The organism is Velocimicrobium porci, assembly GCF_009696045.1.
GTDB classification, from domain to species: Bacteria; Bacillota; Clostridia; order Lachnospirales; family Lachnospiraceae; genus Velocimicrobium; species Velocimicrobium porci.
On record NZ_VUMT01000003.1, the window covers coordinates 23,406 to 40,121 of the forward strand.

The window sequence follows — 16,716 nt, forward strand, 5'->3', positions numbered from 1 at the left end:
TCTATTTAGAATTGATTTCTAGGTTAAACGCTACAAAATCTCATACAAATGCTTTAAACATACTGTTTTATTATCCTGTATATTAATTCCCTTTTCCAAATATTTCACATTATTTCGAACATTTGTCCGAAGTCGGTCTAAAAAAGTTCCCTTTGCATATTTTAACTCTAAATTAATTCCTTCTTCTGCTATCTTTGCTCCAATCTTATATTCTCCCATTTCTTCCAGTAACTCAGACATATTAATCCACACCAATGCGGCCGCATTTTGTTCAAAATTAATGCTGTTCTTTCTATAATAAGATGCAAGTTGAGAAAGAATTTTTAATGCCATCTCTTTCTGCCTTGTTCTTCTGTAATAAAGTGCTATATTAATTATAATTAAAGTTTCCTGTCTTGTTAATATTCCTTTTAACCTTTTTTCCGGCTTATAAGAAGGATTTGAAATATGTATTGCATAATATAATTCCGCCAAATATTCCTGCTGGTTAATTCGTCCCATTGAATAATCAATAATTGCTTTGGTATAAATAACATATTGATAATTCGCACCTTCTCTGCAATCAATCAATTCCCGCAACCGCTCTAACTTTAAAGCTGCCATATCATAATGCTCCCTGTACAATAACTTCGAAATTTCAATCTTCAATTCCATACTTTCAAAGTTATCTTTAATCTCTTGATGCAGTTCAAAGTCTTCATCCTCACTTATTAAATTACTTTGACCAGCTAGATCTTGCTTTTGATAATCGGTTCGCCAAACCTTACTTAAATTCTCCAACATCATAATTTTTCCCCATCACCTTTTACTACTCATTTTATTATCTTTACTTTAAGCCAAATTCAATTTTTTATCAATAGGTTTGGCATAGTATGCACTTTTTTGGCATACTTTGCATCAGTTTGGTTTTTTTTTACTTTTGTTGTTTATTATTTTTTTCGTACCTATCGTATTTTAGGCATATTCTCTTATTGTCATGCACATTCTCCTCTGATATAATAATTGTAAATGTGTGTAAATTTGCACGCAAAAAACTGAAAATTATTAAGAGAGGAGTTAACATGAAAATAAGAAAAAAACAATTCGCTTTTGCTCTAATACTTATCTGTATATTAGCACTTGCAGGATGCCAAAAAAAGGAAAATGCTATTAGCGTACTGACAAAAGCACAAGAAAATGCCAAAAAAGTAGAGAATGTATCTGCAACCGGAACTATGAATATGAAAATGTCTTCTAATGAACAATCCGTTGACATGAATACTGAGATGAATATGGTTGTATTTACAAACCCTTATAAAGCCAAAATTAATATGTCACTTGACTTAGGGGATTTAGGGAAACAAGACAGTGAACTCTATTTAATGAGCGATAATAACTCTTATGCCACTTATACAAAAATTGATGGTGAATGGTACAAGCAAAGTATAGACAAAGAAATCTTTGAACAGACAATAAACGGATATAATAATTCCGCTTATACAGACGCTTTACTGGAATGTAAAGACAAACTTCAATTTGAAGAAACAAAAGAAGATGGAAAAAGCTATTATAAAGTAGAAGGAACAATCACTGGAGACGCAATGAAGAAATTAATTGACTCCACCAATTTAAAGGATCAGCTTTCTGCTACCGGAACAGATGTATCCGTCTATGATAATTTGGGAGATTTAAAAATTGTTTCTTTTATTGAGAAAGACAGCTATCATGTTTACAAAATATCATTAGATATGAAAGATATGATGAACAAGATGCTAAAAGAAACTACAAAAGATTCCGGTAACGAATCTCAGAAGATTTCCATTGACAACTGTACTATGAATATAACATATACTGGTTATAACAATGCTGAAAACTTTGAACTTCCTAAAGAAGCAAAAGACGCACAAGAATTACAGCAATAGATAATTCATTTTTATAAAAGTTGAAGGAGGGAAAAATTTATGCTAAAACAAAGAAATATTGCACTTTGTATTATTTTTTCAATTATTACTTGTGGCATTTACAGTTTATATTGGTTTGTTTGTCTGACCGATGATGTAAATACAATATCAAAAGAACCTGGTCCATCTGGTGGCTTAGCACTTATCCTAACAATAATCACTTGTGGAATTTACGGACTCTATTGGGCATACAAATGCGGTGAGAAATTAGATAACGTTAAATTACGCCAGGGTTATCCATCAGGCAACAGTGGTATATTATACCTAATCCTATACCTTTTTGGTGCAATCATCTCATTTGCCGTCATCCAAAATGAGCTAAATAAATTTTCAAACGAACAAGTAAATTATTAATATAATGAAGCGGGAATAAAAAAGTGTAAACTAATTTTATACCCGCTTTTTTGAAAAGAAGTGAACAATAAAATGAAAAAACGCTTAAAAGAAATTTGTTATCTCAGTCTTTTTATTCTTGTAGTTGGAATACTTTATTACATCTGGGGAGAGCAAACCGGTCTTTATCTACCATGCATGTTCTATAAAATCACAGGTCTATACTGCCCCGGCTGTGGTATGACAAGAATGCTAATCCAACTACTCCATGGAAATATTAAATCTGCATTTTACTATAATCGTCTCCTTTTTTTTCTTATACCAATTCTCACTGTTTTCATTGTCATTTTAATGATTCAATATGTAAAAAAAGGTACAATGGACGTTAATAAAAAAATGAACAATTGTTTTATTCTATTTATAATCTTTTTAATTATTTTCGGAATTTTAAGAAATCTTCCGTCATTTTCTTTTTTAGCACCAATTTATAGCTAAGATCTACTAAAATTGCCAAAAACATCCCTTGAAAGGATTGTAAATATCTAGATATAATTAACCTGTTAAAGAAACACAAATCTACCAACATTCTGACGGCTCTGTTTATATTGTGAACTCTAACTGTTCAAAATGGGAAATGCCTCAAAAGCTCCAACTTAAAACAAATAAAAGTAATAGATGGAATTTTGTATGATAACTGAATTACTTAGAAGACAACTTTACCTTCATTCGTGCAACTCAAAAACTTTTATAATACCTATTATATTCGAAAAAACGAGGATGCCGCCTCACGAAATTTCATTCGTTCGAAGCGACAACCCCGTTCTTTATTTATCTTCTTATTCTTCTGTATCTACAGTAATTTGCTGTCCTTCTTCTTGAGAAGTAGCTTCGCTATTAGCATTCTCATTGATATCTTCTTCTGAAATTGTAATTTCTTCATGAGCATCTGTATTCAACTGAATATTGCGATATCTCTTCATACCAGTACCAGCTGGAATTAATTTACCGATAATTACATTTTCTTTCAGACCAATCAATGGGTCAACTTTTCCTTTAATTGCTGCTTCTGTAAGAACTTTTGTAGTTTCCTGGAAAGAAGCGGCAGACAAGAATGAGTTTGTTGCTAAGGATGCCTTTGTAATACCAAGCATTACCTGTTTACCTTCTGGCACCTGTTTTCCTTCTGCTTCCAAACGTTCTACTTCGTCATCAAATTCAAGTGTATCTACTAGTGTTCCCGGTAAGAACTCAGAATCTCCATTATTTTCAATACGGATTTTCTTAAGCATCTGACGTACAATTACTTCGATATGCTTATCATTGATTTCTACACCTTGAAGGCGATAAACTCTTTGAACTTCTTGAATCATGTAATCCTGTACTGCACGAACACCTTTAATCTTCAAGATATCATGTGGATTTACACTACCTTCTGTCAGTTCATCACCAGCTTCTAATTCCTGACCATCTAATACTTTAATTCTGGATCCATAAGGAATTAAATAAGCTTTCGATTCTGCTGTTTCTTTATTTGTTACAATAACTTCACGTTTTTTCTTTGTATCATTAATTGTTACTGTTCCACCGAACTCTGCGATAATAGCAAGACCCTTTGGTTTTCTTGCTTCAAAAAGCTCTTCGACACGAGGAAGACCTTGTGTGATATCGTCACCGGCTACACCACCTGTATGGAATGTACGCATTGTAAGCTGTGTACCTGGTTCACCGATAGACTGGGCAGCGATGATACCAACTGCTTCACCAACCTGTACTGCCTCACCTGTAGCCATGTTCGCACCATAACATTTTGCACATACACCAATATGGGAACGACATGTAAGAATTGTACGAATCTTAATCTTAGCCTTGTCACCTGCTTCAATAAATGCTTTTGTATTAACAATTCTTGCAGCACGTTTTGGTGTAATCATATGATTTGCTTTAACGATAATCTCACCATTGTCATCATAAATTGTTTCACAGGAATATCTTCCTGTCATTCTTTCTTCCAGGCTTTCAATCATTTCTTTTCCATCTGTAAATGCTTTAATCCACATACCTGGAATTTCACGACCGGTTCCCTCTGTACAGTCTGTTTCACGAATAATCAAATCTTGTGATACATCAACAAGACGACGTGTCAGGTAACCTGAATCGGCTGTACGAAGAGCTGTATCAGAAAGACCTTTACGAGCACCATGGGCAGAAATAAAGTATTCCAGTACGTCAAGACCTTCACGGAAGTTTGACTTAATAGGAAGTTCGATTGTTCTACCTGATGTATCCGCCATCAGACCACGCATACCGGCAAGCTGTTTAATCTGCTTGTCAGAACCACGGGCTCCGGAGTCAGCCATCATGTAAATGTTATTGTATTTATCAAGACCGGTAAGAAGTGCCTCTGTGATTTCATCATCGGCTTCTTTCCAAGTTTCAATAACTGCCTTATAACGCTCTTCTTCGGTTGTAAGACCACGGCGGAAATCTTTTGAAATCTTAGCTACTGTTGCTTCTGCTTCAGCAATAATTTCTTTCTTTCTTGGTGGTACTGTCATGTCAGAAATAGATACCGTCATGGCAGCTCTTGTGGAATATTTATATCCTAAGGATTTAATTGCATCTAATGTTTCAGCTGTTTTTGTAGCTCCATGTGTATTGATGCATTTTTCCAAAATCTGTTTTAATTGTTTTTTACCTACATGGAAATCAATTTCAGGTTTTAAGAAATTATCTGGATTGCTTCTGTCGACAAATCCTAAATCCTGACTAATAATTTCATTAAAGATAAAACGTCCCAATGTAGATTCGATAATTCTTGACTCTTCTACTCCGTCTGCATTAATACCAAATCTTCTTACTTTAATTTTAGCATGCAAAGTAATTCCTTCATTTTCATATGCAAGAATCGCTTCATTTACATTCTTAAAGTAACGTCCTTCTCCTTTTGCACCCGGTCTTTCCTGTGTTAAATAATAAATACCAAGCACCATATCCTGTGAAGGAACGGCTACAGGACCACCATCAGATGGTTTCAGTAAGTTATTTGGTGACAAAAGTAAGAAACGGCACTCTGCCTGTGCTTCAACGGAAAGTGGAAGATGGACAGCCATCTGGTCACCATCGAAATCGGCATTAAATGCAGTACATACAAGTGGATGAAGCTTGATTGCTTTACCCTCTACTAATGTTGGCTCAAATGCCTGAATACCAAGTCTGTGAAGAGTCGGAGCACGGTTTAACATAACAGGATGTTCTCTGATTACTTCTTCTAATACATCCCATACTTCTGACTGAAGACGTTCTACCATTTTCTTAGCAGATTTAATATTATGGGCAATTCCCTTTGCTACTAATTCTTTCATAACAAATGGCTTAAATAATTCAATTGCCATCTCTTTTGGAAGACCACACTGGTAAATCTTAAGTTCTGGTCCTACTACGATAACAGAACGTCCGGAATAGTCAACACGCTTACCAAGTAAGTTCTGACGGAAACGTCCCTGTTTACCTTTTAACATATCAGAAAGAGATTTTAATGCACGATTACCAGGACCTGTAACTGGTCTTCCTCTTCTTCCGTTATCGATTAATGCATCGACAGCTTCCTGAAGCATTCTTTTTTCATTACGAACGATAATATCTGGTGCACCAAGATCTAACAAACGTTTTAAACGATTATTTCTGTTGATGATTCTACGATATAAATCATTCATATCCGAAGTAGCAAAACGACCACCGTCTAACTGAACCATAGGACGAATATCTGGTGGAATTACTGGAACAACCGTAAGAATCATCCACTCCGGACGGTTTCCTGATTCTCTAAATGCTTCTACTACTTCAAGACGTTTAATAATTCTTGCTCTCTTTTGGCCTGTAGAATCTTTTAATTCCTTCTTTAATTCTCTTGACTCTTTTTCAAGATCAATATTTTTCAATAACTCTTGAATTGACTCTGCACCCATACCTACACGAAATGCATCACCGAATTTTTCTCTTGCTTCCTGGTATTCTTTTTCATTTAATACCTGTTTGTATTGAAGGTCAGAATTCCCTTTATCCAATACAATATAAGAAGCAAAATATAATACTTTTTCCAAGGTTCTAGGAGAAAGGTCTAAAATCAGACCCATTCTACTAGGAATTCCTTTAAAATACCAAATGTGGGAAACGGGAGCAGCAAGCTCAATGTGTCCCATTCTTTCACGACGAACACTTGCTTTTGTTACTTCGACACCACATCGGTCACAAACGACACCTTTATATCTAATTTTTTTATATTTACCACAATGACACTCCCAGTCTTTTTGTGGTCCAAAAATCTTTTCACAGAAAAGCCCGTCTTTTTCAGGTTTTAATGTTCTATAGTTGATAGTTTCAGGCTTCTTTACTTCACCCCTAGACCATTCTCTAATCTTTTCAGGGGAAGCCAGTCTGATTCTAATTGCATCATAGGTTAAATTTTGCTCTTCATTCACACTGTTGATTTCTGACATCTTAGGCGCTCCCTTCTATATTATTCAAAATCGTCCGCTTCTTCTGCGATTTCTATATTCTCATCGCTATCTTCAAAACCTTCAAAGCCGCCAAATACTTGCTCATCATTTAATTCTTCTGCTGCTTTCTCTGTAAAGCCAGCACCTTCAAAGGATTCATTTCCAAATCCAAAGTTGTCATCACCTTCAATTAATGGAGTTAATTCTTCATCACCGTAATCAATGCTTTCTGTCATTGGAATTTCTTCTCCATTTTCATCAAGAACAGTTACATCTAATGCAAGAGATTGAAGCTCTTTCAATAATACCTTGAAGGATTCCGGAATACCAGGTTCAGAAATGTTATCACCTTTAATAATTGCTTCGTAAGTTTTAACACGTCCAACAACATCATCGGATTTTACTGTTAAAATTTCTTGAAGGGTATAAGCAGCACCATATGCTTCCAATGCCCAAACTTCCATTTCTCCGAAACGCTGACCACCGAACTGTGCTTTACCACCTAATGGCTGTTGTGTTACAAGGGAGTAAGGACCAGTGGAACGAGCATGAATCTTATCATCTACTAAGTGGTGAAGTTTCAAGTAGTGCATGAAGCCGACTGTTACTGCACCATCGAAATATTCTCCTGTTCTACCATCACGAAGTCTTACCTTACCATCACGGTTAATTGGTACGCCTTCCCATTGTTTTCTGTATTCTTGGTTTTCCAATAAATATTTCATAAGCTCTGGATCAAGAACATCTTTATATTTTGCTTCAAACTCTTCTAATGGAGTATTTACATAATCATTTGCAAGCTCTAATGTATCCATAATGTCGTACTCATTTGCACCGTCAAATACCGGTGTCGCAACATTAAATCCTAATACCTTAGAAGCTAAGGAAAGGTGAATCTCAAGTACCTGTCCAATGTTCATACGAGAAGGTACACCCAGAGGGTTAAGCACGATATCCAAAGGTCTTCCGTTTGGAAGGAATGGCATATCTTCAACTGGAAGAACTCTGGAAACAACACCCTTGTTACCATGACGACCAGCCATCTTATCTCCTACTTGAATCTTTCTCTTCTGAGCAATATAAATACGAACAGACTGATTTACTCCCGGAGATAATTCATCTCCATTTTCTCTTGTAAATACTTTTGCATCTACAATAATACCAAATTCACCATGAGGTACACGAAGGGAAGTATCTCTTACTTCACGGGCTTTTTCACCGAAAATAGCACGAAGTAAACGTTCTTCTGCTGTAAGTTCTGTTTCTCCCTTAGGTGTTACTTTACCAACTAAAATATCACCGGCACGAACTTCTGCTCCGATACGGATAATACCTCTTTCGTCCAAATCCTTTAATGCGTCATCGCCAACACCAGGAACATCTCTTGTAATTTCTTCTGGTCCAAGTTTTGTATCACGAGCTTCTGCTTCATATTCATTTATATGAACAGATGTATATACGTCTTCTTGAACAAGACGTTCACTAAGAAGTACAGCATCCTCGTAGTTATAACCTTCCCATGTCATAAATCCAATTAATGGGTTTTTACCAAGTGCAATCTCACCGCCGGAAGTAGAAGGTCCATCTGCGATTACCTGACCTTTCTTAACCTTATCGCCACGGATTACAATTGGTCTTTGGTTCATACATGTTCCCTGGTTACTTCTTACAAATTTCTCTAATTTATAAGTAGTCTTAGAACCATCTTCATTCTTAATAATAATTTCGTTAGAAGCAGAACGCTCTACAACACCATCTGCTTTTGCAAGCACACAGTTACCAGAGTCAACTGCCGCTTTCATCTCCATACCTGTACCAACAACCGGTGCTTCTGTTACAAGAAGAGGTACCGCCTGACGCTGCATGTTGGAACCCATTAACGCACGGTTCGCATCATCGTTTTCAAGGAATGGAATCATCGCTGTCGCAACAGAGAATACCATCTTAGGAGATACGTCCATTAAATCAATTTTCTTCTTCTCGAATTCGGAGGTTTCTTCTCTAAAACGTCCGGATACATTTGTATGAACAAAGTATCCACTCTCATCTAAAGGCTCATTGGCCTGTGCTACAACATATTTATCTTCTTCATCTGCTGTCAAATATACGACGTCATCAGTTACCCTTGGATTTAATGGGTCAGACTTATCTAATGTACGATAAGGTGCTTCAATAAATCCATATTCATTAATTCTTGCATAAGATGCTAAAGAGTTAATAAGACCGATGTTAGGACCTTCAGGAGTTTCTACCGGACACATTCTTCCATAGTGAGAATAATGTACGTCACGAACCTCGAATCCGGCTCTATCTCTGGACAAACCACCTGGTCCCAATGCAGATAAACGTCTCTTATGTGTCAATTCACTAAGAGGGTTGTTCTGATCCATGAACTGAGATAACTGGGAACTTCCAAAGAATTCCTTTACCGCAGCTGTAACCGGCTTAATATTAATCAAGGATTGAGGAGAAATACCCTCGATATCCTGTGTTGTCATACGCTCACGTACAACACGTTCCATTCTGGAAAGACCGATTCTATATTGATTTTGTAATAATTCACCAACTGCACGAATTCTTCTGTTTCCTAAGTGGTCAATATCATCATCAAAACCAACTCCGTATTCTAAATGCATATTATAATTAATGGAAGCAAAAATGTCCCAAGTTGTAATATGCTTTGGAATTAACTTATTAATATTCTGCTTAACTGCTTCTTTCTGCTCTTCTAGTGTAGCATAGTTATCTAAAATATATTTTAATGCAAAGTAATAAACATCTTCTGTAATACCGAGTTCTTCTCTCTTTACATCCATAAAGCTTTCGATATCTACCATACGGTTTGAAACAACTTTTACTTTTCTATCTTCTGTTTCAATCCACACAAAAGCAGTACCTGTATTCTGAATCTTTGTAGCAAGTTCTTCTGATATCATAGTGCCTTCTTCTGCTACAACTTCTCCGGTTTCCATATCAATAACATCTTCTGCAAGACGGAAACCTGCAATACGATTCTTTAAGGCCAATTTCTTATTAAATTTGTATCTTCCAACCTTAGCAAGGTCATATCTTCTTGCATCAAAGAACATGCTGCGGATTAAACTTTCAGCACTATCTACAGAAAGTGGTTCACCCGGACGAAGCTTTTTATATAATTCAAGAAGACCATCTTGATAATTGTCAGAAGAGTCTTTTTGAATACTTGCTAAAATCTTTGGTTCTTCACCAAAGAACTCTGTAATCTGACTGTTTGTCGCACTACGGATTTCTTCGTCAATATTCCAGCCTTTATTAGGGTCTGCACTATAATCATATACACTGTGATCCAATGCACGGATTAAAACTGTAACAGGCACCTTTCTGTTTCTATCTACACGTACAAAGAAAACATCATTGGAATCTGTTTCATATTCTAACCAGGCACCACGGTTTGGAATAACCGTTGAGGAATATAATTTCTTACCGATTTTATCATGACCAATTGCATAGTAAATACCAGGAGAACGTACCAACTGGCTAACGATAACACGTTCTGCACCATTGATAATAAATGTTCCTGTAGCGGTCATTAATGGAAGGTCACCCATGAAAATATCATGCTCAGTAATTTCTTCTGTTTCTTTGTTGCGAAGTCTTACCTTAACCTTCAATGGAGCTGCATAAGTAGCATCTCGTTCCTTACATTCTTCAATTGAATACTTTACATCATCCTCACACAATACAAAGCTTACAAATTCTAAGCTTAGGTGCTCACTATAATCTTCAATTGGAGAAATGTCTCTGAAAACTTCATTAAGTCCTTCTTCTAAGAACCATTTGTAAGAATCTGTCTGAACTTCAATCAGATTTGGCATCTCTAAAACTTCTTTTTGGCGAGAAAAACTCATTCTTACACCGTTACCAACTTTTACTGGTCGAATTCTGTTTTTTTCCATTGATGTTTTCACCCCTTTATTTTATTTAAGTATAAGATTTTTATCATTCTTAAAAATCTTATACAGATTTACAAAATTTATGAAAAGTTCTTTACTATGTGATTTTTATATGCTATAATCTCTTTAGATATTGAATTTGAGCATACAACACCACAATAGTGCATTTTTCATCTTATCATAACATATCCCAGATGTCAACCACTATTTCGGGGTGTTTTTTTGTTGTCCAATTTTATTTTCTTGACAAATCTTTTTTATATTTCCTTTTTTTTAAACTTAGTAATTATTTTTCTTTCCTACTAATTAAAATTCCTTTTAAAAAATTTAATTCTATCTTTTTTAGTTTTTTAAATTATTAATTTTTAGTTTTTTAATTTTTTTTGCATTTCTTCTATATAAAAAGGTATCACTTCATTGACTTTTTATTCTAAGCTCCGTTACAATAAGGTAAAATAAATTATTTTTACAGATATATATACGGAGGTATTTATGGCTCAACATATTATCGGATATTGTCCGGTCTGCAATGAAAAGCTCATCGCTACAAAGCTTTCCTGCCGAACATGTGGATTAGAATTATCAAATGAATTTTCTTTAAACAAATTTTCCTTTTTAAAAGAAGAAGATTTACTTTTTATTGAGTTATTTATTCAATATAATGGCAATTTAAAAGAACTCCAAAAGCAACTAAAACTTTCCTATCCTGCTGTTAAAAAGAGACTTCATGTAATTCAAGTCACTCTAGGATTAAAACCACCAGTGGATACACCTAATCTTCCGGAACCGGCAATACGCGAACTTCCAATTTATAAAAATGATAGTCTTGTTATACAAAAAATCAAAAGTCAGTTAAATATGGCTAATGGTCTTGTTAAACTGACACTTCCTAAAGGAACAGACTTTTATATTTATTATGAAGAATATGGAAATGGTCTTTGTGCCACCAACCTTCCTTCTAACCGAATTCTGCATTGGAGTGTTTTTGACCAGACAATTACCCTGTTACAGCAAAAAAACGGTCGTGCTATAAAAGGAAATGCCATGAAAGGGAAATTAGGAAGCAATGACCTTCCATTCGATTCCGTTGAAGGTTATATCGCTGCAAATACTTACCACGCACAAAAAGGAGATTCATGTCTTAGAATGATTTCCACTGTAGCAGCAATTTTAGAATGGACCGGACTCTGTATCAATGGCTATGGATATATTGAATTGATTGAACATTAAAAAAATTAATGCAATCGTCGATATAATAAATGATATCTTACATAATACAATTTGGAATGGAGGAATTAGTATGGATATTGCCGGATTATCGATGGCACTTGCCCAGACAAAAGTAATGAATGATTTCAGCACAGCTATGTTGGCAAAGTCAATGGATACTACTGAAGCAATCAGTGAAAGTATGATTCAAATGATGGAGCAATCCGTAACTCCAAACCTTGGAACAAATATTGATATTCGTTTATAGTATTTGACCAAGAAGCAGGGCTGTTGCAAATTGTGAATAAATTTGCAACAGCCCTTTAATAAACCTGATTACCAAACCACCTCTTACTGGTTTACGTGCATACCACGTAGAAGAACTACTCCCTGACATATCAAAATTTAATCCCTTTAAAACTTCACAGACTTTTCTTAAAAAAGGATTAAAATAAAATTTAACAGAAAAGAGGAACCTTCATGCGATTATCATGTCAATAAATTTCTTTATCTCATTTTCCTCTTCTGTTTCACTCGCACATATATAATAATCTAATAAGACTTTTGATCCAATTCCAAACGCTTGAACTGACAAAGTACCATGTACACCGTCATGAACAACTTTAAGAAAGTCTATCTTCTTATCATTCTCAAAAACATTGCATAATACTTTTTGTACAGGGTCTAACATTCCTTCCGTATTTTGTAAAATATATCCTTCTTTTGTTGTTCCAAACGGATGATCTATATGTACTGACTCTTTATTTAGCACCAAATCCCATTTATGGGCAGTAATATCCAAAATTTTTACTAATTCGTCTAAGGTCATAAAGCTGAAAAACATATATAGTCTCCTTTCATAATTCAATCTCCTGGTATGTAAACTGGATTAGATGGTTTCATAATACCATCATTGACTCGTAAAATCAAAGTTGTCAGATTTTTTTAAGTTTACAACCATACTTTTTTAATCACTTCTGTATGAAAAGGATTAATTGGCACCTGTATAAATATGTTTTACAATCATCTCTTTTACCGTATCATTCCAATTCCTTTCTGTCAATAAAGTTGGCATAGTTGGTCATTTTTTGGCATGCTTTGCATAATTATTTATTATTTTAATAATTTATACACAAAAAACGCCTACATACAGCAATTCGAACTTCTGCATACAAGCGTCTTTCTGCGTTCTTTCACTCAAATTTAAAATCTCCCAAATGTTTAAAAACACTTGGGAGATGATAAATCAGAAATAATTATTTTAATGTAACTTTAGCACCTTCAGCTTCTAATTTAGCTTTGATGTCTTCAGCTTCTTCTTTGCTAGCGCCTTCTTTAACTACCTTAGGAGCTCCGTCAACTACTTCTTTAGCTTCTTTTAAGCCTAAGCCTGTAACTTCACGAACTACTTTGATAACTTTAACTTTGTTAGCACCAACATCTGTTAATTCAACATCGAATTCAGATTTTTCTTCTCCAGCTGCTTCACCAGCTCCAGCTGCTGCAACTACAACACCAGCTGCTGCAGATACACCAAATTCTTCTTCACATGCTTTTACTAAATCATTTAATTCTAAAACTGTCATGCCTTTGATAGCATCGATAAATTCTTGAGTTGTCATTTTAAATACCTCCATAAATTTTTATTTTCGTTTATCTTTGTATAAAAGATTTCACCTGATTCATATAATTTATAAATCACAGATCATCTTTTTTGTCGTCAAGCTATGCCTGATTCTAATTACTCAGCTGCTTCATTTCCGCCTTTTTCAGCGATCTGGTTAAGCACACGAGCAAGGTTTGTAATAGGGGACTGTAAACTTCCAAGTAATTTGGAAATAAGTTCTTCCCTGGATGGAATAGAAGCGATTACCTTTACTCCATCTACGTCGTAGTAAGTACCTTCTACAACTGCACCTTTGAATTCTAAAGCTTCTACTGTTTTTGCATGTTTTGCTAAAATTCTTGCAGGTGCTGTAGCATCTTCAATACCGAATGCAACTGCTGTAGGACCATCTAAGTGCTGGAATAACTGCTCATAATCTGTTCCTTCGAAAGCACGTTTCATAAGTGTGTTTTTGTATACTTTGTATACAACACCAGCTTCTCTTAACTCTTTACGAAGTGCAGTATCTTCTGCAACTGTTAATCCACGGTAATCAACTAATACTGCTGATTTTGCATCTGCAACATATCCTTTGATTTCATCAACGATAGGTTGTTTGATTTCTACCTTTGCCATTTCTGATTTACCTCCTTATAGATTTTCCCGAATAGCTAAGATACGATTCCCAGCTAACTCCGGTTCGAGCATTCTGCTCTTTATAATACCGAAAAGCCCCCACTGCAAGACAGCGAGGGCGAAAAGTCATTCTATACTCTTCCTCGGTAGGCGATCAACTTACGTCTTCGAAAAGACACCTACTGTCTTCGGCAGCTATTTAAAAGTTCTGTCCAAAATCACTTTTACACAGAACTATTGAATTATAACATATGCGTCAGTACTTGTCAATACCCGTCACAATAAAATTTCAGTAATTGTTGTTTACAAAAATAGCCAATATTTTAAAAAAGAGGTATAATAGCAAGTGAAGGTTTATTCTTATATAAAACATCTACCGATGATTTTAAATCAGATTAACACACTATAAAAAGCTTTAAAAAAGGATATCGACTACATTTTATAAAGACTAAAATTACTGATTGCGTTCCCTTTTATTTTATTTATCTGAAAAAGTAACATCATAGTTATTCCATAAACATAATTTTTCCCCACTATAAGTAGAAATTGTCTCATAAGGAAGTTCTTTAAATGTTCCTGGGATTTCACAGCTTTCCAGCTCTGCTTCTGTTACATAAAAGCGTGCTATGGATTCATGGGATACACTTCCAAAAAATAAAGATTTATCTTTTCTGAAAAAGCAAAGATCCTCGGGTAAAGATTCATTTGGATTATTAAATCCTAATTTCGGCTTCATAAACATATCATAAAACATATTCAAAAGTATATCCTTTGTCTGTTCATTTAAATAGTATACTGATATTTTCAATTTATTTTCATCCGAAGTAAAATAGGAATACCACTCTTTTGTTAAAAATGATGTTACTAAATATGGCTCTAATCTTTCCATTAACTTTTTATACTGTAAACCATTATATAAAAATACTGTCTGCTCTGTTAAAGTAAAATAAAAACAATACGAATCACAAAGTTTTATAAGTTCAGAAAGTTTTACAGACTCAAAATCCTTATTTTCAAAATCATCATACCTGTTTTCATTAAAAGAATCTTCTATATCCATTTTATACTCAAACGCTTTCATCTGTTTTTCTCCCCATCAGTTTATTTTTCAATGAATATTGTAAAAACCAAAAAAGTGGAATTTTCAAACGAAAATTCCACTTTTATTTCAATGCTTAAAAATAACCCTGCTTAATTAGCAATTCTTAATTCTTAAGCAAATTTAGTTGTATTAATACGGATACCAGGTCCCATTGTATTAGTAAGAGTTACACTCTTTAAATACTGACCTTTTGCAGCAGCTGGTCTAGCTTTTACAATTGCATCCATAAGTGTTGTAAAGTTATCCTTTAATTGTTCTTCAGAGAAAGAAGCCTTTCCAACTGGAACATGGATAATATTTGTTTTATCTAATCTATATTCGATCTTACCTGCTTTAATATCTTGAACAGCTTTTGTAACATCCATTGTTACAGTACCAGCTTTTGGGTTTGGCATTAAGCCTTTTGGTCCAAGCACACGTCCTAAACGACCAACAACGCCCATCATATCTGGAGTTGCTACTACAACGTCAAAATCAAACCAGCCTTCGTTCTGGATTCTTGGAATTAATTCATCTCCACCTACGAAGTCTGCACCAGCAGCTTTTGCTTCATCTAATTTTTCGCCTTTTGCAAATACAAGTACACGAACTGTTTTACCTGTTCCGTGTGGTAATACAACCGCACCACGAACCTGCTGATCTGCGTGACGTCCGTCTACACCAAGTCTAATATGTGCTTCTACTGTTTCATCGAATTTTGCAACAGCTGTTTTCTTAACTAAGCTGATAGCTTCTTCTGTATCATATTGAACTGCTCTGTCAACAAGCTTAGCAGCTTCAGTATATTTCTTTCCTCTTTTCATTTCTTTAACCTCCTGTGGTATTATCGGGATATAAAGCTTTCGCTTTCAAAATCTCACATAGTGAGATATTCCTCCCACTAAAACGATCTCTTGAAATAAATCCTTTTTAATATGCGAAAATTTATAATATAAAACTGAATATTGTCTTCTCGTTACAATCTTAATTATTCTTCTACTGTAATACCCATACTTCTAGCAGTACCAGCGATCATGCTCATAGCTGCTTCAAGGCTTCCTGCATTTAAGTCAGGCATTTTTAATTCAGCAATTTTCTGAATTTCTTCTTTTTTGATTGTTGCTACTTTGTTTTTGTTTGGAACACCAGAACCGGACTGGATGTTACATGCTTTCTTTAATAATACTGCAGCTGGTGGAGTCTTAGTAACAAAGCTAAAACTTCTGTCTGCATATACAGTAATAACAACTGGAATAATCATTCCATCCTGATTTGCTGTTCTTGCGTTAAATTCTTTTGTAAACTGAACAATATTAACACCGTGCTGACCAAGAGCTGGACCAACTGGTGGAGCTGGTGTAGCCTTTCCAGCAGGGATTTGTAATTTAATATAACCTTCAACTTTCTTTGCCATTATAGCATACCTCCTAAGTTTGTGGCATAATCCACTATCTAGATATCAATTTTAATTCTATTATCTTAA

General features: G+C 34.9%; 14 protein-coding genes and 1 other annotated feature. Of the genes, 5 read left to right on the plus strand and 9 right to left on the minus strand.

All coding sequences use genetic code 11. The annotated features are described in order from the left end of the window. Nucleotides 1-30: 30 nt before the first annotated feature. Complete coding sequence (locus FYJ58_RS02825; RefSeq protein ID WP_154516939.1) at nt 31-786, minus strand: hypothetical protein; 756 nt, start codon at nt 784-786, stop codon at nt 31-33. Nucleotides 787-1,061: 275 nt separating this feature from the next. Between FYJ58_RS02825 and FYJ58_RS02830 the strand changes: the two genes are divergently transcribed. The 3 genes from FYJ58_RS02830 (at nt 1,062) to FYJ58_RS15345 (ending at nt 2,768) form a co-directional block, all read left to right on the plus strand. Continuing rightward, nucleotides 1,062-1,901 carry a DUF6612 family protein gene (locus FYJ58_RS02830; RefSeq protein WP_154516942.1) on the plus strand — a complete coding sequence of 280 codons (840 nt, stop codon included), beginning with the start codon at nt 1,062-1,064 and terminating at the stop codon, nt 1,899-1,901. Nucleotides 1,902-1,940: 39 nt separating this feature from the next. Continuing rightward, complete coding sequence (locus FYJ58_RS02835) at nt 1,941-2,294, plus strand: DUF4234 domain-containing protein (protein WP_154516945.1); 354 nt, start codon at nt 1,941-1,943, stop codon at nt 2,292-2,294. A 177-nt stretch (nt 2,295-2,471) separates the two neighbouring features. Beyond that, complete coding sequence (locus FYJ58_RS15345) at nt 2,472-2,768, plus strand: DUF2752 domain-containing protein (RefSeq protein WP_408647361.1); 297 nt, start codon at nt 2,472-2,474, stop codon at nt 2,766-2,768. 341 nt (nt 2,769-3,109) lie between these two features. Here the strand turns inward: FYJ58_RS15345 and rpoC are convergent, their stop codons facing one another. Beyond that, complete coding sequence (gene rpoC, locus FYJ58_RS02845; RefSeq protein WP_154516951.1) at nt 3,110-6,769, minus strand: DNA-directed RNA polymerase subunit beta'; 3,660 nt, start codon at nt 6,767-6,769, stop codon at nt 3,110-3,112. A 20-nt stretch (nt 6,770-6,789) separates the two neighbouring features. Next, nucleotides 6,790-10,704, minus strand: coding sequence for a DNA-directed RNA polymerase subunit beta (rpoB, locus tag FYJ58_RS02850; protein WP_154516954.1), 3,915 nt, complete (start codon nt 10,702-10,704; stop codon nt 6,790-6,792). A gap of 489 nt (nt 10,705-11,193) precedes the next feature. Here rpoB and FYJ58_RS02855 point away from each other — a divergent pair, with 489 nt between their 5' ends. Together FYJ58_RS02855 and FYJ58_RS02860 are read left to right on the plus strand one after the other, a co-directional pair. Next, the gene (locus tag FYJ58_RS02855) at nt 11,194-11,931 is read left to right on the plus strand and encodes a DUF2089 domain-containing protein (protein WP_154516957.1); all 738 of its coding nucleotides are present in this window, start codon (nt 11,194-11,196) and stop codon (nt 11,929-11,931) included. Next, complete coding sequence (locus FYJ58_RS02860; RefSeq protein WP_235912537.1) at nt 11,921-12,178, plus strand: YjfB family protein; 258 nt, start codon at nt 11,921-11,923, stop codon at nt 12,176-12,178. Before FYJ58_RS02855 ends, FYJ58_RS02860 begins: the two co-directional genes overlap by 11 nt. A 210-nt stretch (nt 12,179-12,388) precedes the next feature. Here FYJ58_RS02860 and FYJ58_RS02865 read toward each other — a convergent pair whose 3' ends face one another. The 6 genes from FYJ58_RS02865 to rplK form a co-directional block, all read right to left on the minus strand. Then, the gene (locus FYJ58_RS02865) at nt 12,389-12,754 is read right to left on the minus strand and encodes a hypothetical protein (protein ID WP_154516959.1); all 366 of its coding nucleotides are present in this window, start codon (nt 12,752-12,754) and stop codon (nt 12,389-12,391) included. 412 nt (nt 12,755-13,166) lie between these two features. Further along, nucleotides 13,167-13,532, minus strand: coding sequence for a 50S ribosomal protein L7/L12 (rplL, locus tag FYJ58_RS02870; RefSeq protein ID WP_154516962.1), 366 nt, complete (start codon nt 13,530-13,532; stop codon nt 13,167-13,169). A 119-nt stretch (nt 13,533-13,651) separates the two neighbouring features. Continuing rightward, nucleotides 13,652-14,152 (minus strand): 50S ribosomal protein L10, encoded by a 501-nt coding sequence (gene rplJ, locus FYJ58_RS02875; RefSeq protein ID WP_154516965.1) that lies wholly within the window; start codon nt 14,150-14,152, stop codon nt 13,652-13,654. A gap of 80 nt (nt 14,153-14,232) precedes the next feature. After that, nucleotides 14,233-14,362 (minus strand) — a sequence feature (ribosomal protein L10 leader region). Between the two features lie 268 nt (nt 14,363-14,630). Next, complete coding sequence (locus tag FYJ58_RS02880) at nt 14,631-15,233, minus strand: hypothetical protein (protein ID WP_154516968.1); 603 nt, start codon at nt 15,231-15,233, stop codon at nt 14,631-14,633. A 131-nt stretch (nt 15,234-15,364) separates the two neighbouring features. Next, the gene (gene rplA / locus FYJ58_RS02885; RefSeq protein WP_154516971.1) at nt 15,365-16,057 is read right to left on the minus strand and encodes a 50S ribosomal protein L1; all 693 of its coding nucleotides are present in this window, start codon (nt 16,055-16,057) and stop codon (nt 15,365-15,367) included. A 164-nt stretch (nt 16,058-16,221) separates the two neighbouring features. Then, nucleotides 16,222-16,647, minus strand: a complete 426-nt coding sequence (gene rplK / locus FYJ58_RS02890) for a 50S ribosomal protein L11 (RefSeq protein WP_154516974.1) — start codon at nt 16,645-16,647, stop codon at nt 16,222-16,224. Nucleotides 16,648-16,716: the final 69 nt, after the last annotated feature.